This is a genomic window from Arthrobacter sp. AD-310, from assembly GCF_054656615.1.
Genome location: NZ_BAAHNO010000025.1, coordinates 25,108 through 49,137, shown reverse-complemented (window position 1 = coordinate 49,137; position 24,030 = coordinate 25,108). Strand labels below are relative to the sequence as shown.

Below are 24,030 nucleotides of genomic sequence, written 5' to 3'. Positions count from 1 at the left end.
TCACCGACAAAATCGGGGACGTGGGCCCCTGAACCCCGACGAGGTACGCCAGTGTGATAGCTGCGTATGGACGAATCCCTTGGACGTGGCTCGCGTAGTGACGCATCGATGCCCTGAGTGACTGAACTGCGGCGCTCTACTCGGGTTGGTGCATAGCTGGACCGGCCGGCTCGTGAAGTGATGACCTCCGCGCCTTCACCCGTGATTACGCGCTAGGTTGCGGTGAAGTTCGCCAGAGCGAACTCGGTCTTCCAGGCAACGAACCAAATGGCCAACATCGTTCCTCCGGCAATGAGCGCGATTTCAAAAGTTACGGCATTTCCTCACCAGTGAACGCCAGCGGGAAGGTATCGCCCTTGCTCGGGGCGCTGCTCCTTGGCGGCGCGAAGAAGACCCAATAACAGGAGTAGGCAGAAGAGTGGGGTCCAAGGCGCTAGCGGTGTTCGGAAAGTGGTCCTGGGCGCAACTGCTGGACCAGCCGAGACTTGGTCTGCAGTATCTACGCTGAGCACCGCTGGACGGGAACTGGCCCCAGTCATGTTGTTCCCGCTCCCCCGGCCCATAAACAGGTGTAGGCCACCCAGGGCCCACCCGACAGAACCGGAACGAGGAATCACATAACCCCAGCCCAGCAGGCGGAGCGCCCATCAGTCAGGGCACTGAGCCCGCCACCCCACACATCTGCATCGGCTCCGCGGCAGCCAGGCCAAAGCCCGCACCCCTAGCGTAAGAGGCGCCTCAGCGCAAGCTTTGTCCACACGTCAAAGCAAAAAACCCTCTGACGAGGGAATCCACTGTGCCCGAGGTGGGACTCGAACCCACACACCTTTCGATACCGCATTTTGAGTGCGGCGCGTCTGCCAATTCCGCCACTCGGGCGCGGAATACATGGAGCAAACCGTACGCCCACAGCTGATTGTGAGCAACGCGATCGCTTCACGTACGCGGAATTACTCTACATGCAGATAGGCTGAATTCCAGAATCGCGCCGCTGACGCCGCAACCGACCATCCAGACCAAGTACCGGACCGGGCGCACCTAAAATAGTGATGTTCCCGCCGTACCTTTCCAAGGAGATCCCGTGACTGAACAGACGGAGTCAAAGCCATCGCCCCAGCCGGCGCGCCGCGTCGTCGTGGCCGAGGATGAAACGCTCATCCGCCTCGACATTATCGAAATCCTGCGCGGCGAAGGCTATGACGTCATCGGCGAAGCAGACAACGGCGAAAAGGCCGTTCAGCTCGCTGAGGAACTGAAGCCGGACCTTGTCCTCATGGACGTCAAAATGCCCGTTATGGACGGCATCTCCGCGGCCGAGAAGATCGTCAAGGCACGCATCGCCCCCGTCGTGCTGCTGACCGCGTTCAGCCAGAAGGAACTTGTGGAGCGCGCCCGCGACGCTGGCGCCATGGCCTACGTGGTAAAGCCCTTCACCCCCGCCGACCTCATCCCCGCACTCGAGATCGCCCTCTCCCGCCACGAGGAGATCAAGGCCCTCGAAAGCGAGGTCTCCGACCTGCAGGAGCAGTTCGCCACCCGCAAGCTTGTGGAACGCGCGAAGAGCCTCCTCACCACCAAGATGGGCCTGACGGAGCCGGAAGCGTTCCGCTGGATCCAGAAGACCTCGATGGACCGCCGCCTCAGCATGCGCGAGGTTGCCGAGACCATCATCAACCAGGTCAACTAGTCCCGGCAGCCCGGCAGGCAGCGCACGACGGCGGCCTGCCGGGTTCCTGCCGCCCGGCGCCACCCGCGGACCCCGCCAACGCGAAGGACCCCTGCCAACCGGCAGGGGTCCTTTGCGTAGTCCGAAGCCCTAGGCCTGGGCGGCCTGGTTCTTCTTCTTCTTTTCCGGCCAGGGGCCGAGCTTTTCCTTGTTGCTGGCGAGTTCCCCAGCGCGGGTGGAATCGGCGAGGTCGCCCACCTTGTGCACCTTCAGGGAGTTGGTGGAACCGGCCTTTCCGGGAGGGGAACCGGCGGCGATGACCACCAGGTCACCGTCCTGCACGAGTCCCATTTCCTCGAGGCTGCGGTCAACCTGCGCGGTCATCGCGTCGGTGTGATCCACCATCTGCACCAGCACCGGCTGGATGCCCCAAGTCAGTGCCAGCTGGTTCCAGACCTGCTCCACCGGGGTGAACGCGAAGACCGGCTTGATCGGCCGGAGGCGCGACAGGCGGCGTGCCGAGTCACCGGACTGGGTGAACGCACAAATGTACTTGGCGTCCAGCTGGTCCGCGATTTCGACGGCGGCACGGGTGATCGCGCCGCCACGGGTCTTGGGCTTGGTCCCCAGCGGGGGGACGCGCTCCAGGCCGTGGACCTCGGTGGACTCAATGATCCGCGCCATGGTCTTCACGGTGTCGATCGGGTACTTGCCCACACTGGTCTCACCGGACAGCATCACAGCGTCCGCACCATCGAGCACGGCGTTGGCGCAGTCAGACGCCTCCGCACGGGTCGGGCGCGGGTTGTCGATCATGGACTCCAGCACCTGGGTGGCCACGATCACCGGCTTCGCCCAGCGGCGGGCAAGCTCAATGGCACGCTTCTGCACGATCGGCACTTCCTCCAGCGGAAGCTCCACACCCAGGTCGCCACGGGCCACCATGATCGCGTCGAACGCGTCAATGATCTCGGGCAGCTGCTCAACAGCCTGCGGCTTCTCGATCTTGGCGATGACCGGCGCACGGCGGCCTTCCTCGTCCATGATCTCGTGCACGCGGGTGATGTCCTGCGCGTCACGGACGAAGGACAGCGCCACCAGGTCCACGCCGCGGCGCAGCGCCCAGCGCAAGTCGTCCTCATCCTTCTCGCTCAGGGCCGGAACATTGACCGCAACACCGGGCAGGTTAATGCCCTTGTTGTTGGACACCATCCCGCCCACGGTCACCTCGGCAACAACCTTGACGTCGTCGACCGCGACGGCGCGCAGTGCCACCTTGCCGTCGTCGATCAGCAGGGCGTCGCCAACGTTGACGTCCTCCGTGAGGCTCTTCAGCGTGGTGGAGCAGATGTCCTTGGTGCCCGGAACGTCCTCGGTGGTGATGGTGAAAGTGTCACCAACAGCCAGGGCGTGCGGGCCGTCCACGAAACGGCCCAGGCGGATCTTCGGACCCTGCAGGTCGGCCATGATCGCCACGGCCTTGCCCAGGTCCGCGGCCGCCTTGCGGACGTTCTCGTAGGTGTTGTCATGCACGGAGTAGTCGCCGTGGCTCATGTTCATGCGGGCGACGTCAACGCCTGCTTCGAGCACCGCGAGGGTGTTCTCATAGCTGGCAATTGCCGGGCCGAAAGTAGCCACAATTTTTGCGCGTCTCATATACCTACCCTATTGGTCAGTTGCATTGGTTAAGTTGTCGCGGGGATGAACTTAAACCCCCGGTGCAGCGCTAGAGGACGGCGATGGCACGGTCCGTCGGCGCAACGGGCGCGGGAAGGATGGTGCTTCCCATCAGGTACTTGTCGACGGCGGCCGCTGCGGCGCGGCCCTCGGCGATAGCCCACACGATCAGTGACTGTCCGCGGCCGGCGTCACCGGCAACGAAGACACCCTCGGTGTTGGTCATGTAGTACCCGTCGCGGGCCACGTTGCCGCGGCCGTCGAACTCGGCCTTCACCTGTTCGGTGATGTTGGCGGGCTCGGCTCCGGTGAAGCCCAGGGACAGGAACACCAGGTCCGCGGGAATGATGCGCTCGGTACCGGCCTTGGGCAGCCGCTTGCCGTCGACGAATTCCGTCTCGGCCACCTTGACGCCGGTCAGCTTGCCGTCCTCGCCCACGAACTCAACGGTGGAGGCGAGGTACGTGCGCTCACCGCCTTCCTCGTGCGCACTGGCAACCTCGAAGAGGGTGGGGAACGTCGGCCACGGCTGGTGGCTGGCGCGCTCGGCCGGAGGCTGCTTGCCGATGGCCAGGGTGGTGACGGACGCAGCGCCATGCCGGTGCGCGGTGCCGAGGCAGTCAGCTCCGGTGTCGCCACCACCGAGGATCACCACGTGCTTGCCCTGGGCGTGGATCTGGTTTTCGATGGTCTCCCCCGCCACGACGCGGTTGGCCGGGACCAGGTAGTCCATGGCGAAGTGCACGCCGTCCAGGTCGCGGCCCGGGATCGGCAGGTCGCGGGGCACGGTGGCGCCGGTGGCGATGACCACGGCGTCGTACCGGCGGCGCAGCTGCTCCCAGGTCACGTCGGTACCAACAGCGACGCCGGTGCGGAAGCGGGTGCCCTCGGCCTTCATCTGCTCGAGCCGGCGGTCCACCTGCTCTTTCTCCATCTTGAAGTCGGGGATGCCGTACCGCAGCAGGCCACCGATCTTGTCGTCCCGCTCGTAGACGGCGACGGTGTGGCCAACACGGGTCAGCTGCTGGGCAGCAGCCAGGCCGGCAGGGCCGGAACCGACGACGGCGACCGTCTTGCCGGTGAGGCGGTGCGGCGGCAGCGGGTTGACCCAGCCGTTGTCGAAGGCCTCATCGATGATGGAGACCTCAACCTGCTTGATGGTCACGGCGGGCTGGTTGATGCCCAGCACGCAGGATGCCTCGCACGGCGCGGGGCATAGCCGGCCAGTCCACTCCGGGAAGTTGTTCGTGGCGTGCAGGCGCTCGATCGCTTCCTCGCCCTTGTCCCGCCACATGAGGTCGTTCCACTCGGGAATCAGGTTGCCCAGCGGGCAGCCCTGGTGGCAGAACGGGATGCCGCAGTCCATGCAGCGGCCCGCCTGGGCCTTCAGCGTGCCCTTCTCCTGCGCCTCGTAGACTTCCTTCCAGTCCATGATGCGGACCGGAACGGGGCGGCGCGGCTGGGTTTCACGCTGGCGTACTTTCAGAAATCCGCGTGGATCAGCCACCGGTTACCTCCAGGATTCGGGACCAGACTTCTTCGCCGTCGGGGTCAAGGCCCTCTTCGATGGCGTCGAGACGGGTTTGCAGCACGGCCGCGTAGTCGCGCGGCAGCACCTTGGTGATGCGGGCGGCGGTGTCATCGAAGTTCTCGAGGAGGCGCGCAGCCAGCTGGGAGTCAGTTTCTTCCACGTGCTTGACCAGCAGGCCGTGCACGATGTCGCGGTCCTCGGCGTCCAGCTCGCGGAGCTGGAGTTCGCCGGACTGCAGGGCTTCCTTGTTGACCCTGGCGGTGTCCAGGTCAAGGACGTAGGCGGTACCGCCGGACATGCCGGCACCGAAGTTGCGGCCGGTGCGGCCGATGATCAGCGTCTGCCCGCCGGTCATGTACTCGCAGCCGTGGTCGCCAATGCCTTCGACGACGGCGGTGGCACCGGAGTTGCGGACCAGGAAGCGTTCGCCCACCTCGCCGCGCAGGAACAGTTCACCGCTCGTGGCGCCGTAACCGATCACGTTGCCGGCAATGACGTTGGTTTCCGCCTTGAACACGTTGGTGCGGTCCGGGCGGACGATGATCCGTCCGCCGGACAGGCCCTTGCCGACGTAGTCGTTCGAGTCGCCGTACAGCCGCAGGGTGATGCCCGCAGGCAGGAAGGCGCCCAGCGACTGGCCGGCGGTCCCGTTCAGGGTCACGTCGATCGTGTCCGTGGCCAGCACGTCGGTGCCGAACGTCTTGGTGACGACGTGGCCCAGCATGGTGCCGACGGAACGGTCCGTGTTGATGACGTCCACGGTGATCTTCACCGGGCTGCGGTCCGTGAGGGCTTCGGTGGACATGGTGATCAGGCGCTGGTCGAAGTGCTTGTCCAGCTCGTGGTTCTGGCCGGTCATGTTCCGCAGCGGCGCGTCGTCGTCAAACTCGAGGCCGTGCAGGATCGGATCCAGGTCCAGGCCGTCGGCCTTCCAGTGGTCGACCGCATCGCGGGTGTCGAGGACCTCGGCGTGGCCGATGGCCTCTTCCAGGCTGCGGAAGCCCAGCTCAGCGAGGATCTCGCGGACTTCCTCGGCCAGGAACTCGAAGAAGTTGACCACGAATTCGGGCTTGCCGGTGAAGCGGGCGCGCAGTTCCGGGTTCTGCGTGGCAACACCCACAGGGCAGGTGTCCAGGTGGCAGACACGCATCATGATGCAGCCTTCGACCACCAGCGGCGCGGTCGCGAAACCGAACTCCTCGCCGCCCAGCAGGGCTGCGATCACAACGTCGCGGCCGGTCTTCAGCTGGCCGTCAACCTGCACCACAACGCGGTCACGCAGGCCGTTCAGCATCAGCGTCTGCTGGGTCTCGGCCAGGCCGAGCTCCCACGGTACACCGGCGTGCTTGAGCGAGTTCAGCGGCGAGGCGCCGGTTCCGCCGTCGTGTCCGGAGACAAGTACGACGTCGGCCTTCGCCTTGGTCACGCCGGACGCCACGGTGCCGATCCCGACTTCCGACACCAGCTTGACGTGCACCCGGGCGGAGGGGTTGGCGCGCTTGGCATCGTAGATGAGCTGCGCCAGGTCCTCGATCGAGTAGATGTCGTGGTGCGGGGGCGGGGAGATCAGTCCAACGCCGGGCGTCGAGTGGCGGGTGCGGGCCACCCAGGGGTAGACCTTCTGCGCCATTAGCTGGCCGCCTTCGCCGGGCTTGGCGCCCTGGGCCATCTTGATCTGGATGTCGTCGGCGTTGGTCAGGTACAGGCTGGTCACACCGAACCGGCCGGACGCAATCTGCTTGACGGCGGAACGGCGCTCCGGATCCATCAGTCGCTCCACGTCCTCGCCGCCTTCACCGGTGTTGGACTTGCCGCCCAGCCGGTTCATGGCGATCGCCAGGGTCTCGTGGGCCTCCTTGGAGATGGAGCCGTAGCTCATGGCACCGGTCGAGAACCGCTTGACGATGCTGGAGACGGGCTCCACTTCCTCGAGCGGAACAGCCGGACGCTCATTTTTGAACTTGAGCAGGCCACGGAGGGTCATCAGGTTGGTGGACTGGTCATCCACGCCCTTGGTGTAGGCCTTGAAGATGTCGTAGCGGCGCTCACGCGTGGCGTGCTGCAGCCGGAAGACCGTCTCGGGGTTGAACAGGTGCGGCTCGCCGTCGCGGCGCCACTGGTACTCGCCGCCGCCCAGCAGCGGGCGGTGCGGCTGCTCGATGCCGCCGTCGGGGTACGCCATCTGGTGGCGCGCCGAAACCTCGGCCGCGATGACGTCGAGGCCGACGCCGCCCAGCTGGGAATGGGTGCCGGCAAAGAACTCGTCCACCAGCTCCTGCCCGAGGCCAAGGGCCTCGAACGTCTGCGCGCCGGTGTAGGAGGCGACGGTGGAGATGCCCATCTTGGACATGATCTTCAGGACGCCCTTGCCGAGGCCCTTGATCAGGTTGTAGACGCCGTCCTGCGGGGTGACGCCGGTGACGTCGCCGGCAGCGATGAGCTGCTCCACGGACTCCATGGCCAGGTACGGGTTCACGGCGGAGGCGCCGTAGCCGATGAGCACGGCCACGTGGTGCGTCTCGCGGACGTCGCCGGCCTCGACCACCAGGGCGGTCTTGGTGCGGTTGGCGCTGCGGAGCAGGTGGTGGTGCACGGCGCTGACGAGCAGCAGCGACGGGATGGGCGCCCACTGGGCGTTGGAGTCGCGGTCCGAGAGCACGATGTACTGGACGCCACGGTTGATGGCACCGGACACCTGCTCGCAGATCTCGGTCAGGCGGGCGCGCAGGGCGTTCTCGCCGCCTTCGGGCCGGTAGAGGCCGCGGACCTTCATGGCCACGCGGTTGCCGTCGGCATCCTCGATGTTGGCGATCTTGGCGAGCTGGTCGTTGTTGATCACCGGGAACGGCAGCTGGACCTGGGGCTGGCGGACCTGCTTGGTGTCCAGCAGGTTGCCGTTCGGGCCGATGGCGCACGTCAGCGACGTGACCAGCTCTTCGCGGATGGCGTCCAGCGGCGGGTTGGTGACCTGCGCGAAGGACTGCACAAAGTAGTCGAACAGCAGGCGCGGCCGCTTGGACAGCACTGCAACCGGGGTGTCGGAGCCCATGGCACCGAGCGGCTCGGCACCGGTGCGGGCCATCGGGCCCAGCAGGATCTTCAGTTCCTCGGTGGTGTAGCCGAAGGTGCGCTGGCGGATGTTGACGGACGCAGCGGTGTGCACCACGTGCTCGCGCTCGGGCAGTTCGTTGAGGTCGATCAAGTTGTCCTTGACCCACTCCGCCCACGGGTTGGCCGCGGCAACCTCGGCCTTGACCTCTTCGTCGTCGATGATGCGGCCGGCCTCGGTGTCCACCAGGAACATCTTGCCCGGGGAGACGCGGCCCTTCTTGACCACCTTGGAGGGCTCGACGTCGATGACGCCCACCTCGGAAGCGAAGACGATCAGGCCGTCTTCGGTGATCCAGAACCGGCCCGGGCGCAGCCCGTTGCGGTCCAGGGTGGCGCCGACCAGGTTGCCGTCGGTGAACGACACGGCGGCGGGACCGTCCCACGGCTCCATGAGCAGCGAGTGGTACTCGTAGAACGCGCGCCGGGCCGGATCCATGGTGGCGTGGTTTTCCCAGGCCTCCGGGATCATCATCATGATCGAGTGCGTGATGGGCCGGCCCGAGAGCCAGAGGAGCTCGGCCACCTCGTCGAAGGACGCGGAGTCCGAAGCGCCCGGGGTGCAGATGGGGTACAGCTCTTCAGGTGAGTCGCCAAGCAGCGGGTTGGCCAACTGCGACTGGCGGGCACGCATCCAGTTCCGGTTGCCCTTGACGGTGTTGATTTCGCCGTTGTGCGCGATGGTGCGGAACGGCTGTGCCAGCGGCCAGGACGGGAACGTGTTGGTGGAGAAGCGTGAGTGGACGATCGCCAGCTTGGTCTTAAAGCGCTTATCCGAAAGGTCAGGGTAGAACGGCTCCAGCTGTGCCGTGGTCAGCATGCCCTTGTACACGATGGTCCGCGACGACAGCGACGGGAAGTACACACCGAACTTGTTCTGCGCGCGCTTGCGGATCCGCCAGGCGCGGGAATCGAGCTCGTTGCGGTCCAGCTCCTCCCCCGTGGCGGAGGCCAGGAAGGGCTGGGAGAAGTACGGCATGCAGGCACGGGCCATGGCACCGACGAGGTCCGCGACGACGGGCACTTCGCGCCAGCCGAGGACCTTCAGGCCCTCGTCCGCGGCGAGGCCCTCGATGCCTGCCTTCGCGGCGTCCGCCTCGCGCTGCTCGGCCGGCAGGAACGCGGTACCGGCAACGTACTGGCCAGGTGCGGGAAGTTCGAATTCGGTGACGGCCCGGAAGAACTCATCCGGGATCTGCATCAGGAGGCCGGCACCGTCACCGGTGCCTTCGTCGGCGCCCACGGCGCCGCGGTGCTCAAGGTTGCGCAGGGCGGTGAGGGCGGCGTCAACAATGTCGTACCCGGGCTCTCCCCGGAGCGTTGCGATGATCGCAAGGCCGCAGGCGTCCTTCTCCTGCTCGGGGTTGTACAGCCCGGCGGCTTCCGGCATGGCTGCAAACCGCTGGAACGGCGACATGGCAGTCTCAGGCTGATCCGGTTCGGACCAGCTGGGAGTATGCAGAGTTTGGGTCATGGGAGACGTCCTTCCTCCTGATCGTGCGTATGGAAGGGACACCGTTGGCCCCACTCGTCGGCGCCGCAGTTGAGGGCACAACAAAGTGTTACTTACTGGAATTGTAGGTCAGCCCGGCCTGCTGAACTAACGGTTACGCAGGCCCCTGCCCAAGGCACCACCGGCCAGCAGCTCTTGCTTTCCGTACGGTGCCCCATGCCACGACATTGTGGTTTCGGGCCCTTCGAGCGGTGGCTCTGCTGCCCTGCGCGGCCGGCGTTCTACTTGCTGGTGCCGGCCTCCGGCGCCGTTCCTCTGGCCGTGCTTCCGGAGTGTCCGGAAGCCGCTGCATCGGGTCCGGGCGCACTGCCCGCCGCCGGTGCTGCCGCGTCCTGCTCCGCGGGGACGGAGGCAGGCGTGGAACCGCTTTGGTTATCAGGGAGATTATCACGCGATTCACTATCTGAGACAACCGGGTCCGGATCACGGACCTCACTGGTGCTGCCTCCGGAAGCGGTGTCCGCGGCCGTTCCGGCCACTGTTTTCGCAGGTTCCCGGCCTGGCAGATACACGGTGTCCGGCTCGGGGCGGCCCCTCCTGCCCAGGTAGATAAAGATCGCCAGGGCAGTCACAAACACGAAAATACTGGTCCAGACATTCAGGCGCGTGGTGATGCCGAACAGCGAAATCTGCTCGGCTTCATCGATCCGCATGGCCTCGATCCACACCCTGCCCAGAGTGTAGTACATGGCGTAGAGCCAGAAGAGGCGGCTGCGGCGGAAGTTAAACCGGCGGTCCAGCGCAAGCAGGAGGACGACGCCGGCAAGGTTCCAGAGCGATTCGTACAGGAACGTCGGGTGGAACAGGGTGTCCGCGGGGACGCCGGCGGGGAAGTTCGCGTTGTCGGGGTCGATCTCCAGACCCCAGGGCAGCGTGGTGGGCCCGCCAAAGAGTTCCTGGTTGAACCAGTTGCCCCAGCGGCCGATGGCCTGGGCCAGCAGCAGGCCGGGGGCCGCGGCGTCGAGGAACGCGGAGAGCTTGACGCCGCTGCGGCGGCAGCCGATCCAGGCACCAACGACACCCAGCACCACGGCCCCCCAGATTCCCAGTCCGCCGCGCTGTATCTGCGGAATGAGCGAAAGGTCGCCGGTGCCGTCGAAGCCGGGGCCGAAGTAGGCGTCCGGCGACGAGAACACGTGGTAGAGCCGTCCGCCGATGATCCCGAACGGGATGGCCCAGACGACGATGTCCCAGACGCTTCCTTCAGGGGCGCCGCGCTTCGCCCAGCGGGCCGAGGTGAGCCAGAGGCCCGCCACGATGCCGGCCAGGATGCACAGGGCGTAGGCGTGGATGCGCAGCGTTCCCCAAGGAAGGGGGATGTCGAAGCCGGACCAGTCCGGGCTCGGAATGCTGGCGGGCACCAGTGCGGGGGCCAGGGCCGCCGCCTGAAGGAGGGTCTGCATCGGTTTTAGGCTTCTTCCCTCGAGAGTCCGGTGCTCAGGTCCTTGGTGAGCGCCGCGACGGCGTCCACGCCGCCGTCGCCCAGGGTTTTGACCAGGGCGGTGCCGACGATGACGCCTTCGGCGTAGGCGGCGATTTCGCGGACCTGGTCGGCGTTGGAGACGCCGAGGCCGACGCAGACGCGCTCGGCGCCGGCGCTGTGGGCCGCGGACACCACGTCCCTGGCGGCGCTGCTGACCGACGAACGGGCACCGGTGACCCCCATGATGGACACGGCGTAGACGAAGCCGCGGCTCGCGTCGACGGTCCGCTGCATACGCTCAGCAGTGGACGACGGGGCGACCAGGAAGACGCGGTCCAGCCCGTGCTTGTCCGAGGCTTCCATCCATTCGGCGGCCTCGTCGGGGATGAGGTCGGGGGTGATGAGGCCCGCTCCTCCGGCTTCGGCGAGGCGGCGGGCAAACTCATCCACGCCCATCCGCACCACAGGGTTCCAGTAGGTCATGACCAGCACGGCGGCGTCGGTCTGGCTGGTGATGCCGGCAACGACGTCGAAGACCTGGCTGACCCGGAAGCCGTTGGCCAGCGCCTCGGTGGTGGCGGCCTGGATGACCTGGCCGTCCATGACGGGGTCCGAGTACGGGATGCCGATTTCGATCAGGTCAGCACCGTTTTTGGCGGCTGCGATGCCGGCGGCGATGGATTCCTCCACATTGGGGTACCCGGCGGGCAGGTAGGCGATCAGGGCGGCGCGGCCCTGGGCCCGGGCGCGATCGATGGCCGCTGCCGACTTGCTGGCCACCTGCGCCTTGCCGGCCGTCCGGGCGCTGCCGTTAATTCCTGCGCTGCTCACAGCTGCTCCCCTTCTTTGCCGATCTCAGATTCGGCGGAATTCTTGTCCAACAGGTCGAACCATTCGGCGGCGGTGGCCACGTCCTTGTCGCCGCGTCCGGACAGGTTGACGATCACGATCTTCTCAGCGGCGGTGGCGGGGTCATCGGCCGCGAGCCGCCGGCCCACCTTGATGGCACCGGCAAGGGCGTGCGAGGACTCGATGGCGGGGATGATGCCTTCGGTGCGGCAGAGCAGCCGGAAGGCGTCCATGGCCTCGCTGTCGGTGATCGGCTCGTAGCTGACCCGGCCGATGTCCGCGAGGTAGGAGTGCTCCGGGCCCACACCGGGGTAGTCGAGGCCGGCGGAGATGGAGTGGGACTCGATGGTCTGGCCGTCGTCGTCCTGCATCAGGTAGGAGCGGGCACCATGGAGGACGCCGGGCTTGCCCAGGGTGATGGTGGCAGCGTGCCGTCCAGTGTCCACCCCGTCGCCGCCGGCTTCAAAACCGTAGATCTTCACGGACGGGTCGTCGAGGAACCCGTGGAAGATGCCGATCGCGTTGGAGCCGCCGCCGATGCAGGCGCAGACAGCGTCGGGAAGCCGGCCCTCCTGCTCCAGGATCTGGGCGCGGGCCTCCTCGCCGATGACCTCATGGAAGTACCGGACCATGGCGGGGAACGGGTGCGCGCCCGCGGCGGTACCCAGCAGGTAGTGGGTGTTGTGGACGTTGGCCACCCAGTCGCGGAGGGCGTCGTTGATGGCATCCTTGAGGGTCTGCGATCCGCTGGTCACCGGGATGACGGTGGCGCCCAGCAGTTCCATCCTCGCCACGTTCAGGGCCTGGCGGCGGCAGTCCTCAGCACCCATGTAGACCACGCATTCCAGTCCCATCAGGGCTGCGGCGGTGGCGCTAGCCACACCGTGCTGGCCGGCACCGGTTTCGGCGATGACCCGCGTCTTGCCCATGCGCTTGGCGAGCAGGGCCTGGCCCAGGACGTTGTTGATCTTGTGCGAACCGGTGTGGTTGAGGTCCTCGCGCTTGAGGAACACCCGCACTCCCCCGGCGTGCTCCGAAAACCGCTTGGCCTCGGTCAGCAGCGACGGACGGCCGGAGTAGTTCTTGTTCAGGTCCGCGACCTGGGCGCGGAACTCGGGGTCGTCCTTGGCCTTGTCGAAGGTTTCCTCGAGCTCGTCCAGGGCGGCGATGAGGGACTCCGGCATCCACCGGCCGCCGTAGCTGCCGAAGTACGGGCCGGGCGCGTGCCGGAGGGAGCCGCCCTCCAGGAATGCTTCGGCGGCGTTGTTGTCAGCGTTTCCTGAGGGTGCGTCGGCCATCAGTCCCGTCCTGTTCGAAAGTTGAGTCGTCAAATGGTGCGCTGTACCGGCTGGCAGCCGGAACAGCAGGTGCGCGCTGCAGGACCGGCACCGCCGGCTCCGCAGTGTGCCTATAGGCAGTTGCGGTCCGTCAGCGGCGCGCGGCGATGGCGGCCGCGCCGGCCGCGCTGAACTCCGCGATCCGCTCGCGCGGGGTGGAGTGGCTCACCAAAGCCTCACCGACCAGCACCGCGTTGGCGCCGCTGGCCGCGTAGTGTGTGACGTCGTCGACGTCCCGGACGCCGGACTCGGCAACAACCAGCGCCCCGGCCGGAATGCGTCCGGCAAGGGACGCGAATACGGAACGGTCGACGTCGAGCGTCTTCAGGTTCCGAACGTTGACGCCGATGATCCGGGCGTTGGCGGCCGCAGCACGTTCGATTTCTTCTTCCGTGTGCGTTTCCACCAGTACGTTCATGCCGAGTTCGGCGCTGAGCGCACTGAACCCGCTGAGCTGGCTGTCGGAAAGGGCGGCAACGATGAGCAGGACCAGGTCCGCCCCGTGGGCACGGGCTTCCCAGATCTGGTACTCGTCCAGCGTGAAGTCCTTGCGCAGCAGGGGGACGTCGACGGCGGCGCGGACGGCATCGAGGTCCGCCAGCGAGCCGTTGAAGCGGCGCTGCTCGGTGAGGACGCTGATGACGGCGGCTCCGCCGTCGGCATACTGCCGTGCGAGCGACGCGGGGTCGCCGATGCTGGCGAGGTCGCCCTTGGAGGGGCTGCGGCGCTTGATTTCGGCGATGACCTTGAGCTGGTCGCGCGCCGCAGAGGGTCCGCCGAGCGCCGCCCAGGCGTCGCGGGCGGGCGGTGCGGCCTGCGCCCGGTCCTTCAGTTCAGCCAGCGAAACGAGCCGCTTCCTGGCCTCCATATCCTCCCGGACACCGGCATTGATGTCGTCGAGAACAGTTGCCATCAGTGGCCGGAGTTCTTCAGCTTGCTGCCTTCGACGCCGTAGCCTGCCTTGCGCATAACGTAACCGAGGATCAGGCCCACGACCATAACGCCTGCACCTGCGATGAAGATGGGGGTGTTGGCGATGATGAAGGCGATTGACATGATGAGGGCGCCGACCAGCATAACGATGACGCAGGTCCAGGCTGCAGGGCTGTTGCCGTGGCCAAGTTCCTGGCTGTGGTCGATGGCGCCGGGGGCTACCTGTCGGGTACCGGACTTGGAAACGGACGCAGGTGCTTTGCTCATGGAAAATCTCCTCAGGGTGGATACTGCTTATATTCTGCCATTTTTTGTCCGTCGACCCGTTATCGGCGGGCCGCCGCGCGAAGTGCGGGCGGCGGCAGGAACTGGTCAGGTGGGGTCGTCGCCGCGTGAGAGCCGGTCCCAGCTGTCGATTTCGTCAACCGGGCCGGCCGCGCCGCTGTCCCCGGCGGTTCCGGCGGCCCCGGGCGCGTCGTACTTGGTCCGCGTCTTCCAATGCCTTCCCGCGGGAATGACGAGGAGCCCGGCAAGGGCAAGGAGGCAGCCGGCGGCGACGGCGAGCGTCGGGAACGCGGTCACGGCCACCTGGGCCTGGCTGCCGCTGACACCCGTTGCGGCGGCGATGGATCCCTGGGCGGCGGCAAGGGGGTCGGAGAGGACCGTGCCGGCCGCGGCGACGATGCCTGCCGACGCCAGGACGATGATCGCGGTGATGATCCAGCGCGCGATCCGGCCCGCGATGGCCGCTGCCAGCCCGCCCGCGAGGGCCACCAGGGCAAGCGCGGTAACCGCGGTGGCCGCGTCGCTGCCTTGGACATCGAGGGGTCCTTGGGCCGGACCTGCCTGGCCCAACTGGTTTGGATCCAGCGCCACACTCAGCCAGGTCTGTGTGGTGGTGCCGAAGACTGCCAGGGCCAGCACGGCGATCAGCAGCACCAGCGTTGACTTCCGCGCCCAGGCCGGGGTGGCCTTCTTCGCGGCGCCCGCCTGTCCAGTGGCGGATCCCGGATCAGGCATCAGGCGCCCGTCCCGCCGGGGAGGGAGTCTGCCGAGATGTCCTGCAGGGAGCCGGCAGTGTGGACCGCGCGGAGCGGAGCCGCGGCTTTGTTCACGGTCTCCAGGGCCTCGGTGGGGTTCACCGAATCGGCGACGATGCCGCCGCCGGCCTGGACATAGGCCCGTCCTTCACGCAGCAGTGCCGAGCGGATGGCGATGGCCATGTCCATGTCGCCGGCGAAGTCCAGGTAACCCACTACACCGCCGTAGATGCCGCGGCGGTGCGGTTCCAGTTCGTCGAGCAGCCGCAGTGCGCGTGGTTTGGGGGCACCGGAGAGGGTGCCGGCCGGGAAGGTTGCCTTCAGGACGTCGTACGCCTTTGCCTCCGGCGCCAGCCGGCCCACGACGGTGGACACCAGGTGCATGATGTGGCTGAACCGCTCCACCTCCATGAACTGGGTGACGTCCACGGTGCCCGCCACGCAGACCTTGGAAAGGTCGTTGCGGGAGAGGTCCACCAGCATGAGGTGCTCTGCGCGTTCCTTCTGGTCGGCCAGGAGCTCCTCGGCGAGGGCCTTGTCCGCCTCCACGGTCTTGCCGCGCGGGCGCGACCCGGCGATGGGGTGGGTGATGACCTCGCCGCCGGTGACGGTGACCAGGGCTTCCGGGGAGGAACCGACAATGGAGTATTCGCGGCCGTCGGCGTCCTCGAGGCTGAAGATATACATATAGGGGCTGGGGTTGGTGTTCCGCAGCACCCGGTAGACGTCCAGTGCGGAGGCCTTGCACTCCATTTCGAAGCGCCGCGAGATAACAACCTGGAACACCTCGCCGTCCACAATGGCTTCCTTGCCCCGGTCCAGGGCTGCCAGGTACTCGTTTTCATCCCAGCGCTCCTGCACGCTCGAGGCGAAGTCCAGGGCTGCGGGGGCAAGGACCGAGACGGGCTGGGCCACGGGGGTGCTGACCTTGGCCAGGAGCTGCTTCACCCGGGCGACGGCGTCGTGCCAGGCCTCGTCCACGCGTTCGGAGCTGTTGTCGAAGTTGATGGCGTTGGCGATCAGCAGCACCGTGCCGTCCACATTGTCGTGGACAGCCATGTCGGTGACCAGGTTCAGGGCCAGCTCGGGCAGTTGCAGGTCGTCCTCGGGCGGGCTGACCAGCCGCTCCCAGTGGCGGACGGTTTCCCAGCCGAGGAAGCCCACCAGGCCGGAGGTAAAGGGCGGGAGCCCTTCAAACCTGTCAGTGCGCAGGGCATCAATGGTGTCGCGGACCGCGTCCACCGGGCTGCCCGAGACGGGAACCCCGGCGGGCGGTTCACCGAGCCAGTGCGCGTTTCCGTCCTTGGTCGTCAGGGTGGCGCGGGACCTGGCGCCAATGAAGGAGTAGCGCGACCAGGCGCCGCCCACGGCCGCGGATTCCATCAGGAAGGTACCGGGCTGGCCCTGCGCGAGCTTGCGGTACAGGCCGATGGGTGTCTCCGCGTCCGCGAGCACCTTGAGCCGGACGGGAATGACACGGCTGTGGCCGGCCAGTTCCCGGAACTCCTCCAGGCTGGGGCTGATGATTCCAAGGTCCTGCATGGCTATGGTTTTCCGCCTAATCTTGTCGGGGCCCGGGCAGTGCCGGACGCCTGTGTTTCCTGCGAAGCCTGTATTTCCTGCGAAGGGTTTGGGCTGCCGTCCGGGCAGTGGTGCCCGGCCGCGCCGCCGGTTCAGACCGCTTCGGCCGTGGTGACGTTCAGTTCCCTGCCGTCAAAGCAGGTCCGGGTGCCTGTGTGGCAGGCGGCACCCACCTGGTCCACGCGCACCAGCAGCGCGTCGCCGTCGCAGTCCATGGCGACGGACTTGACCCACTGCACATGGCCCGAGGTGTCCCCCTTGCGCCAGTACTCCTGGCGGGAGCGGGAGTAGAACGTGACCCGGCCAGTGGTCATGGTGCGGTGCAGGGCTTCATCGTCCATCCAGCCCAGCATCAGTACCTCGTTGGTGTCGTACTGCTGCACGACGGCGGCCACCAGGCCGGCGGCGTCACGCTTCAGGGCGGCGGCGAGTTCCGTGGGCAGGGGGCTGGCGTCGGCGCGGACATTGGTTTGTCCCTGGACGGCGGTTTGGGAAGGGGCGGGCTGTTCAGACATCAGGTCAAGTCTAGTGCCTCTGCCGGGGCCGGACCGGATGTGAACTCTGCCCCGGCCGGCGGCGCGCCAGGCGCAGCGGGGACGCTGCCCAACTCCGTGCCGGTCATGCTAGTTTTCCAAGTGATGCATTTCGTCGAACCGTCCCGAGAAGTCCTGGCCGAGACCCTGCTTGCGGCCGGTCCTGATGCGCCCACGCTGTGCAAGGGCTGGCGCACCAGGGACCTTGCCGCGCACCTTTACCTGCGGGAGCGGAAGATCTCCGTCGGCCTCGGCCTCATCATCAAGCGGTTGTCGAAGGCTTCGGACCAGGCCACGGCGAGGCTCGCAGCGAAGCTGGGCACTCCCGAGGAGTACGCCGGGCTGGTGAACACTTTCCGTGCCGGTCCCCCGGCGCTTTCACCGATGAACATCAAGGCGCTGGACGAGAGCTCCAACCTCATCGAATACTTCGTGCATACCGAAGACGTGCGGCGCGCCGTGGACCGGTGGGCGCCCCGCGCCCTGGACGAGGCCTACTCGGACGCCCTCTGGGACGAGCTCGTCAAGCGGGCCGCCATCCTCTACCGCGGTGTCGACCTGGGCATCGTGCTCGTGCGCCCTTCGGGTCCCCGCCATGTTGCCAAGCGCGCCCCCGTCTCAGTGGCGATCGTCGGTGAGCCCGGCGAACTGCTGATGCACGCCCATGGCCGCACCCGCCATGCCCTGGTCACCTTCGAAGGCCAGCCGGACGCCGTCGCGCTCCTTCAGTCAGCCGAGGTGGGGCTTTAAACCCAACTGACTCGCAATAGTTGTCGTTATGGGCGGCCAGAACGACAACAACTGCCAGTAAGTTGGGTTACCTTACTTCGAAGCCTGCGTTGCGGATGGCGTCCTTGACCTGGTGCATCATGTCGTTGGGGCCCCAGTGGAAGATCGAGGCGGCCAGGACGGCGTCGGCCCCGGCGGCTACGGCCGGCGGGAAGTGCGCCGGCTCCCCGGCGCCACCGGACGCGATCAATGGAACCTTCACGGCAGCGCGGACCATTTTGATCATTTCGAGGTCGAAGCCGTCCTTGGTGCCGTCGGCGTCGATGGAGTTCAGCAGGATCTCGCCGACGCCGCGGTCTGCCGCTTCCTTGGCCCATTCGATCGCGTCGATTCCGGTGCCGGTACGTCCGCCGTGGGTGGTAACTTCAAAGCCCGACGGCGTGGGCTTTGAGCCGGGGCGCGTGCGGCGGGCGTCCACGGAGAGCACCAGGACCTGGGATCCGAAATGCCGGGTGATTTCGTCAATGACGTCCGGGCGTGCGACGGCGGCCGTGTTGATCGCTGCCTTGTCGGCACCGAAGCGGAGCAGCTTGTCCACCTCGGCCACGCCGCGGACGCCGCCGCCGACGCACAGCGGAATAAAGACTTCCTCCGCGGTGCGGCGGACGACGTCGAACGTGGTTTCGCGGTTGCCCGAGGAGGCCGTGACGTCGAGGAACGTCAGTTCGTCGGCTCCGGCGTTGTCGTAGCGGTGGGCCAGCTCCACGGGGTCGCCGGCGTCGCGGAGGCCTTCGAAGTTGACGCCCTTGACGACGCGCCCGGCGTCGACGTCAAGGCAGGGGATGACGCGGACTGCTACTGCCATGGAAACTCCTGGAAAATCTGTGCTGCTGTGGATGCCCGGTGCTGTGGATGCCGCCGCTAGATGCGGCAGGCGTGGATGCTGCTGACCAGGATGGCGCGGGCTCCGAGGTCGTACAGCTCATCCATGATCCGGTTGGTTTCCTTCTTGGGCACCATGGACCGGACGGCGACCCAGTCGGAGTCCCTGAGCGGGGACACGGTGGGTGATTCCAGGCCGGGCGTCAGGGCGGCGGCCTTTTCCACGAGTTCCTTGCGGATGTCGTAGTCCATGAGGACGTACTGCCGGGCCACCAGGACGCCCTGCAGGCGCCGGATGAGGACATCGATTTCCCGGGCGGTGCCGTTCGCGGCCCCGCCTTCGCCCGTGCGGCGGATCAGGACGGCCTCGGACTTCAGGATGGGTTCGCCGAAGATTTCCATCCCGGCGGCCTTGAGGGTGTTGCCGGTTTCCACGACGTCGGCGATGGCGTCGGCGACGCCGAGGCGGACCGAGGACTCCACCGCACCGTCCAGCCGCACCACCTTGGCGTTGATGCCGCGCTCGGCGAGGTAGCCGCGAAGCAGCCCGTCGTAGCTGGTGGCGAGGCGCTTGCCTTCGAGTTCCTCTGCTGCCTTGAAGTCGCCGACGGGGCCGGCGAAGCGGAAGGTGGAGGCGGCGAATCCCAGCGGCAGCAGTTCTTCGGCCTCAACCTCGGCGTCGAGCAGCAGGTCGCGGCCGGTGATGCCGACGTCGAGCGTTCCCTGTCCCACGTACACCGCGATATCGCGGGGGCGGAGGAAGAAGAACTCGATGTCGTTGTCCGGGTCCACCATCACCAGCTCGCGGCTGTCACGGCGCTGGCGGTATCCCGCCTCGGACAGCATCGCGGAGGCGGCTTCGGACAGGGATCCCTTGTTGGGGACGGCTACTCGCAGCATGGGAAAGTCTTTCTGGATTTGGAAGGTCTGGATGTTCAGGCAAAGCAGGCCACAGCGGGCACGGCGGCAGGAGGCGCGCTGGACCGGTGGCTACAGATGCTTGTAGACGTCTTCCAGGGTCAGGCCTTTGGCGAGCATCAGGACCTGCAGGTGGTAGAGCAGTTGGGAAATTTCCTCGGCCGCGGCTTCGTCGGATTCATATTCGGCAGCCATCCACACTTCGGCTGCTTCTTCAACGACTTTTTTGCCGATGCCGTGAACACCGGACTCCAACTCAGCGACGGTGCGGGAGCCTTCCGGGCGGGTGGCTGCCTTCTCGCTGAGCTCAGCGAACAGCGTCTCGAAATTCTTCACACCCTCCAGCCTACTTGGTACGGCCGGAACCACGCTTCCCGGGCGGTTGCATGACGGGCGCGATGTGAGGGAACACACACCGCGCCCGACCCGCCTGTTGCTGCCGCCTACTTGCTGTACTGCTTGAGGACGACGGCGGTTGCCAGGGCCGCGGTGACGGCTTCGTGGCCCTTGTCTTCCTTTGAGCCCGGCAGGCCGGCGCGGTCCAGGCCCTGCTGCTCGGTGTCGCAGGTGAGTACGCCGAAGCCTACCGGGACTCCGGTGGCGACGCTGACGTCGGTGAGTCCCGACGTCGCTGCCTGGCAGACGTAGTCGAAGTGCGGGGTGCCGCCGCGGATGACGACGCCGAGCGCCACGACGGCGTCAAAGTGCGGTGCGAGCCGTGCGGCGGCGACGGGAAGCTCGAAGCTGCCCGGGACGCGCAGGACGGTGGGCTCGGCGATACCGGCGTCCTTCGCGGCGCGCAGGGCACCGTCCAGGAGGCCGTCCATGATCTGGGTGTGCCAGCTGGCCGCGACGATCGCCAGCCGCAGCTGGGACGTTTCGGCGGGGTTGAGGGTGGTGAGGTCGATGTCGGGGGCGCCGTGTCCGCTCATGGGTTTCGTTGTATCCGTTCAGTCTTGTTCGTGGTTGAAAGTGTCCGTGGTGAAGGTGTCCGGGGTGGTGACAGGCACCGGGCCCACATGGGTGTCCAGGAGGAGCCGGTGCTCCATCCGGTCCTTTTTGGTCTGCAGGTAGCGGATGTTCTGCTCCCGGGAGGGGACCTCGGTGGGAACCATCTCCACCACCTTGACGCCTGCCCTCGCCAGCCGGTTCTGCTTGTCGGGGTTGTTGCTCAGGAGGCGGACCTCGTGCAGGCCCATTTCGGCAAGGACCTGGGCGGCCGCGTTGTAGGAACGCGCGTCCACCGGCAGGCCCAGCTGCTCGTTGGCTTCGACGGTGTCGAAACCGGCTTCCTGGAGGGCGTAGGCCTTGATCTTGTTCGCCAGGCCGATGCCACGGCCTTCCTGGCCGCGGAGGTACAGCAGGGTGCCGCCGTGTTCATGGATGAGTTCCAGGGCGTAGGCCAGCTGTTCTCCACAGTCGCAGCGGTAGGAGCCGAAGATATCGCCGGTCAGGCATTCGGAGTGGAGCCGGACCAGGGGTGCCTTGCCGTCCTTGGGCGGGTTGGGGGAGCTGACCGCAAGGTGCTCCACGCCGGTTTCCAGGTCGGTCCAGGCCTGGGCCACGAAGTCGCCGAACGCGGTGGGCAGCTGGACAATCGGGCCTCCGCTGACCGGATGGGGCGCCGCGCCCTTGCCCGTGTGCTGGTCCTTGCCCATGTATTGGGGGTGGCGGCCGTTCGGGGTGCTGCCGTTGCTGGCGGCGGATGCCGTCATCGTTTCTCCTTCTCCCTGAGGTAGGCCACCAGGTCTTCAATGGAGACCAGGGGGCAGCCATGCTCCGCCGCGAACGCCCGAAGTCCGTCGAGGCGCATCATTTCACCGTCGTCGTACACCACTTCGGCGATGACGCCCGCCGGTTCGAGGCCGGCAAGGCGGCACAGGTCGACCGCGGCCTCGGTGTGGCCGGGGCGTTCCCGCACACCTCCGTCAACTGCGCGCAGCGGAAAAATATGCCCCGGCCGGGTCACTGCCGCCGGCCCGGAGTGCGGGTCCGCGAGGACCCGGGCGGTGAGCGCCCGGTCGGTGGCGGAAATGCCTGTACTGACGCCGGTGGCGGCGTCACAGGAGACAGTGTAAGCAGTGCCCTTGGCGTCTTCGTTGACCGCCACCATCGGGGGCAGCGCCAAAGCGTCGGCCCGCTCGCCGGCCAGCGGGACGCAGATGACCCCGGAGCTGTACCGGATGGTCCAGCCCATCAGCGCGGGAGTGGCGTGCTGGGCCGCGAAGATGATGTCGCCCTCGTTTTCCCGGTCCTCGTTGTCCACCACCAGGACGGGCTTTCCTGCAGCCATGGCGCGGACGGCGTCTTCGATGCTGTCCAGTGCCGGACTGTTCCCCGGGACGTTGTTCCGGGAGGTCTCCGTTGCGGTCTCCGGCTCGAGCCGGACTGCGGCGTTCATCGTGCATCACCCGTCGAAGCGGAGTAGCCGGCTGCGGATGACCCGCGGAAGGCGAGCAGCCGCTCGGTGTACTTGGCCAGGACGTCGACTTCGAGGTTGACGCGGCTGCCCGTGTCTTTGGCGCCCAGGCCGGTCTCGGCCAGGGTGGTGGGGATGAGCCCGACTTCGAACCACGGCTCCTGCTCGGCGGCCGGGCTGACGGCGGTGACAGTGAGGGATACGCCGTCGATGGCGATGGAGCCCTTTTCGGCGATGTAGCGGGCCAGGTTGGCGGGCACGCCGAACCGGAGCCGTTCCCAGTTGCCCAGCGGTTCGCGCTCCAGCAGCACCCCGACGCCGTCGACGTGGCCCTGGACCACATGGCCGTCCAGCCGCCCGCCGGCGGGGACGCAGCGCTCAAGGTTGACCGGGTCACCAGGCGCGAGCTCACCAATGGTGCTGCGGACCAGGGTCTCCCCCATCACGTCCACGGTGAATTCCTTGCCGTCGATGGCAGTGGCTGTGAGGCAGACGCCGTTGACTGCGATTGAGCCGCCCAGGGCCAGGCCCTCGGTGCTGCCGGGTGCTGAGAGGCGGACGGTGGCACTGGTGTCGCCATCCCGCTCCACGGACAGCACCTGCCCCTGCTCGGCGATAATTCCGGTAAACATCAGTAGCCTCCCTGGGCTTGGTCCGCCGTGTGGCGGGACGGTTGTGGGTCTAGGGCAACGGTTCGTTGCGGTCGGAGGTGAAGGCGGAGGTCCCGGCCAAGCGTTCGGACTGCGCCGCCGTCGGCAGCGTCCCATTCCCACTGCTGGGCGTCGGAGAGGCTGGTGATCCCCAGCCCGTCGAGGGACGGGGTTCCCGATCCGAGGAGTGTCGGGGCGAGGTACACGATGAGCTCGTCCACCAGGCCGGCCGTGAGGAAGGCGCTCAGGATGCGGGAGCCGCCTTCCACCATCAGGTGCCGGGTCCCGGACGCATACAGCAGGGACAATGCCTCGCGGGGATCCCGGGTGGGAAGGTGCACGGCCAGGCCGTCCTCGCCGCGGATGGCGGCCCCGGCGGGAATATCGCGCAGCCCCATGACCGCGCGCACGGGCTGGCTCGCGGCGGGCCTCCCGTCGGGATCACGGGCCGTCAGCCGGGGGTTGTCCACCCGGACCGTTTGGGTGCCCACCAGGATCGCGTCGATCCTGCTGCGGATGGCATGGTTGTCCGCCAGGGACTCCGGGCACGAAATCCACTGGCTGGTGCCGTCCTCGGCCGCTATCCGGCCATCCAGCGTCTGGGCGATGTGCAGCGTGACGAATGGCCGCCGGGCGGCGACCGCCTCGAACCATTGCCGGTTCAGGTCCAGGGATTCTTCCGCTCCGAGGCCGCTGCGGACGCGGATGCCCGCGTTGCGGAGCGTCGCTGCTCCACCCGCAGCCGGATCGTGGGGGTCGTCCACCGCGTAAACCACGTCCGCGATTCCGGCCGCGATGATCGCCTTGGCGCAGGGGCCGGTGCGTCCGACATGGTTGCAGGGTTCCAGCGTCACCACCATGGTGCAGCCGGTCAGGTCGATTCCCGCGGCTTTGGCCTGGGCAATGGCGTCGGCTTCAGCGTGTGCCGTTCCGGCCCCACGGTGGTAGCCGGTCACCAGCTGCCGCCCGTCAGGATTTACGACGACGGCGCCCACCAGCGGGTTGGCACCCCGCGGTCCCCGCAGGGCCGCCTGGAGGGCAGCCTCCATGGCAGCGGATTCCTGGTCGCTGAAGGCGGTGACCACACCGGCCGGACGGACGTGGGTGGCCGTCATGCGGGCACCGCTGTGAAGATCTGGGCTACCGCGGATGCAGCAGCGTGTTCGGCATCAAAGAGCCATCGCTTGGGGTTCATTCCTGCGTCGTTCCTTCCCTCTCGAACCGCGATGGCTCCGGGGGTA

At 67.1% G+C, this 24,030-nt stretch carries 21 protein-coding genes and 1 tRNA gene; 2 read left to right on the top strand and 20 right to left on the bottom strand.

All coding sequences use genetic code 11. The features are described 5' to 3' along the window. Positions 1-797: 797 nt before the first annotated feature. A tRNA-Leu gene (locus tag ACYQ1Z_RS15145) sits at positions 798-879 on the bottom strand. Between the two features lie 202 nt (positions 880-1,081). Between ACYQ1Z_RS15145 and ACYQ1Z_RS15140 the strand changes: the two genes are divergently transcribed. Next, a complete protein-coding gene (locus ACYQ1Z_RS15140) occupies positions 1,082-1,687 on the top strand; it encodes an ANTAR domain-containing response regulator (RefSeq protein WP_459793372.1) in 606 nt (201 codons plus the stop codon). 129 nt (positions 1,688-1,816) lie between these two features. Here the strand turns inward: ACYQ1Z_RS15140 and pyk are convergent, their stop codons facing one another. The 11 genes from pyk to hisI all read right to left on the bottom strand — a co-directional run bounded on the left by pyk (position 1,817) and on the right by hisI (position 17,173). Then, on the bottom strand, positions 1,817-3,322 hold the full coding sequence (gene pyk / locus ACYQ1Z_RS15135; protein ID WP_459793371.1) for a pyruvate kinase: 1,506 nt from the start codon (positions 3,320-3,322) through the stop codon (positions 1,817-1,819). Positions 3,323-3,392: 70 nt separating this feature from the next. Then, positions 3,393-4,850 carry a glutamate synthase subunit beta gene (locus tag ACYQ1Z_RS15130; protein WP_459793370.1) on the bottom strand — a complete coding sequence of 486 codons (1,458 nt, stop codon included), beginning with the start codon at positions 4,848-4,850 and terminating at the stop codon, positions 3,393-3,395. Next, the gene (gene gltB, locus ACYQ1Z_RS15125; RefSeq protein ID WP_459793369.1) at positions 4,843-9,456 is read right to left on the bottom strand and encodes a glutamate synthase large subunit; all 4,614 of its coding nucleotides are present in this window, start codon (positions 9,454-9,456) and stop codon (positions 4,843-4,845) included. Before gltB ends, ACYQ1Z_RS15130 begins: the two co-directional genes overlap by 8 nt. 260 nt (positions 9,457-9,716) lie before the next feature. Then, on the bottom strand, positions 9,717-10,898 hold the full coding sequence (gene lgt / locus ACYQ1Z_RS15120; protein ID WP_459793368.1) for a prolipoprotein diacylglyceryl transferase: 1,182 nt from the start codon (positions 10,896-10,898) through the stop codon (positions 9,717-9,719). Positions 10,899-10,903: 5 nt separating this feature from the next. Continuing rightward, on the bottom strand, positions 10,904-11,749 hold the full coding sequence (gene trpA, locus ACYQ1Z_RS15115; RefSeq protein WP_459793367.1) for a tryptophan synthase subunit alpha: 846 nt from the start codon (positions 11,747-11,749) through the stop codon (positions 10,904-10,906). Continuing rightward, on the bottom strand, positions 11,746-13,065 hold the full coding sequence (trpB, locus tag ACYQ1Z_RS15110; protein ID WP_459793366.1) for a tryptophan synthase subunit beta: 1,320 nt from the start codon (positions 13,063-13,065) through the stop codon (positions 11,746-11,748). Before trpB ends, trpA begins: the two co-directional genes overlap by 4 nt. Positions 13,066-13,195: 130 nt before the next feature. Continuing rightward, a complete protein-coding gene (trpC, locus tag ACYQ1Z_RS15105) occupies positions 13,196-14,017 on the bottom strand; it encodes an indole-3-glycerol phosphate synthase TrpC (protein WP_459793365.1) in 822 nt (273 codons plus the stop codon). After that, positions 14,017-14,304, bottom strand: coding sequence for an HGxxPAAW family protein (locus tag ACYQ1Z_RS15100; RefSeq protein ID WP_459793364.1), 288 nt, complete (start codon positions 14,302-14,304; stop codon positions 14,017-14,019). Before ACYQ1Z_RS15100 ends, trpC begins: the two co-directional genes overlap by 1 nt. A 105-nt stretch (positions 14,305-14,409) precedes the next feature. After that, positions 14,410-15,057: a Trp biosynthesis-associated membrane protein gene (locus tag ACYQ1Z_RS15095; protein ID WP_459793363.1), complete on the bottom strand. Its 648-nt coding sequence runs from the start codon at positions 15,055-15,057 to the stop codon at positions 14,410-14,412. After that, a complete protein-coding gene (locus ACYQ1Z_RS15090) occupies positions 15,057-16,619 on the bottom strand; it encodes an anthranilate synthase component I (protein WP_459793362.1) in 1,563 nt (520 codons plus the stop codon). Before ACYQ1Z_RS15090 ends, ACYQ1Z_RS15095 begins: the two co-directional genes overlap by 1 nt. A 131-nt stretch (positions 16,620-16,750) precedes the next feature. Continuing rightward, a complete protein-coding gene (gene hisI / locus ACYQ1Z_RS15085) occupies positions 16,751-17,173 on the bottom strand; it encodes a phosphoribosyl-AMP cyclohydrolase (RefSeq protein WP_459793361.1) in 423 nt (140 codons plus the stop codon). A 123-nt stretch (positions 17,174-17,296) separates the two neighbouring features. Here hisI and ACYQ1Z_RS15080 point away from each other — a divergent pair, with 123 nt between their 5' ends. Beyond that, entirely contained in the window at positions 17,297-17,941 is a 645-nt protein-coding gene (locus ACYQ1Z_RS15080; protein ID WP_459793442.1) for a TIGR03085 family metal-binding protein, read from the top strand. A gap of 67 nt (positions 17,942-18,008) precedes the next feature. Here ACYQ1Z_RS15080 and hisF read toward each other — a convergent pair whose 3' ends face one another. The 8 genes from hisF to ribD all read right to left on the bottom strand — a co-directional run bounded on the left by hisF (position 18,009) and on the right by ribD (position 23,904). Further along, positions 18,009-18,785, bottom strand: a complete 777-nt coding sequence (gene hisF, locus ACYQ1Z_RS15075; RefSeq protein WP_459793360.1) for an imidazole glycerol phosphate synthase subunit HisF — start codon at positions 18,783-18,785, stop codon at positions 18,009-18,011. 56 nt (positions 18,786-18,841) lie between these two features. Next, on the bottom strand, positions 18,842-19,702 hold the full coding sequence (hisG, locus tag ACYQ1Z_RS15070; RefSeq protein ID WP_459793359.1) for an ATP phosphoribosyltransferase: 861 nt from the start codon (positions 19,700-19,702) through the stop codon (positions 18,842-18,844). A gap of 90 nt (positions 19,703-19,792) precedes the next feature. Next, entirely contained in the window at positions 19,793-20,056 is a 264-nt protein-coding gene (locus ACYQ1Z_RS15065) for a phosphoribosyl-ATP diphosphatase (RefSeq protein ID WP_009358176.1), read from the bottom strand. Positions 20,057-20,163: 107 nt separating this feature from the next. Further along, on the bottom strand, positions 20,164-20,652 hold the full coding sequence (gene ribH / locus ACYQ1Z_RS15060; protein ID WP_459793358.1) for a 6,7-dimethyl-8-ribityllumazine synthase: 489 nt from the start codon (positions 20,650-20,652) through the stop codon (positions 20,164-20,166). Between the two features lie 18 nt (positions 20,653-20,670). Further along, positions 20,671-21,435, bottom strand: a complete 765-nt coding sequence (gene ribA, locus ACYQ1Z_RS15055) for a GTP cyclohydrolase II (protein WP_459793357.1) — start codon at positions 21,433-21,435, stop codon at positions 20,671-20,673. Beyond that, positions 21,432-22,121 carry a 3,4-dihydroxy-2-butanone-4-phosphate synthase gene (ribB, locus tag ACYQ1Z_RS15050; protein ID WP_459793356.1) on the bottom strand — a complete coding sequence of 230 codons (690 nt, stop codon included), beginning with the start codon at positions 22,119-22,121 and terminating at the stop codon, positions 21,432-21,434. The genes ribA and ribB overlap by 4 nt, the downstream gene beginning before the upstream one ends. Beyond that, the gene (locus ACYQ1Z_RS15045; RefSeq protein WP_459793355.1) at positions 22,118-22,771 is read right to left on the bottom strand and encodes a riboflavin synthase; all 654 of its coding nucleotides are present in this window, start codon (positions 22,769-22,771) and stop codon (positions 22,118-22,120) included. The genes ribB and ACYQ1Z_RS15045 overlap by 4 nt, the downstream gene beginning before the upstream one ends. Further along, on the bottom strand, positions 22,771-23,904 hold the full coding sequence (ribD, locus tag ACYQ1Z_RS15040) for a bifunctional diaminohydroxyphosphoribosylaminopyrimidine deaminase/5-amino-6-(5-phosphoribosylamino)uracil reductase RibD (RefSeq protein WP_459793354.1): 1,134 nt from the start codon (positions 23,902-23,904) through the stop codon (positions 22,771-22,773). Before ribD ends, ACYQ1Z_RS15045 begins: the two co-directional genes overlap by 1 nt. Positions 23,905-24,030 lie beyond the last annotated feature (126 nt).